Genomic DNA, 250 nt, shown 5'->3' with positions numbered 1-250 from the left:
ATCCAGGACATGATCTCGCAGGGGGCGCAGGCCCTCATCGTCGCGCCTCTCAACAGCGACGGGCTGGAGCCGGCGCTCCAGGCGGCGAAGGCGAAGAAGATCCCGGTCATCACCGTGGACCGCCTGCTGAGCTCTGGCGCCTGCGACACGTACGTGTCGTTCCTCGGCTCGAACTTCGTGCAGCAGGGCAAGCGCGCCGCCGACCAGCTGATCGACGGAACCGGCGGCAAGGGGAACGTCGCGATCCTGC

The 250-nt window shown here is 68.0% G+C and carries 1 protein-coding gene; it reads left to right on the top strand.

What is annotated here, in order from left to right; all coding sequences use genetic code 11:
* Nucleotides 1-250, top strand: a 250-nt coding sequence (locus tag SB717_RS38235; RefSeq protein ID WP_410908412.1) for a substrate-binding domain-containing protein, incomplete at both ends; no start/stop codon positions are given.

The organism is Priestia sp. SIMBA_032 (genome assembly GCF_046535215.1).
GTDB lineage: Bacteria > Bacillota > Bacilli > Bacillales > Bacillaceae_H > Priestia > Priestia aryabhattai.
The sequence above is the reverse complement of the archived record's forward strand: the minus strand, read 5'-3'. Positions and strand labels throughout refer to the sequence as shown.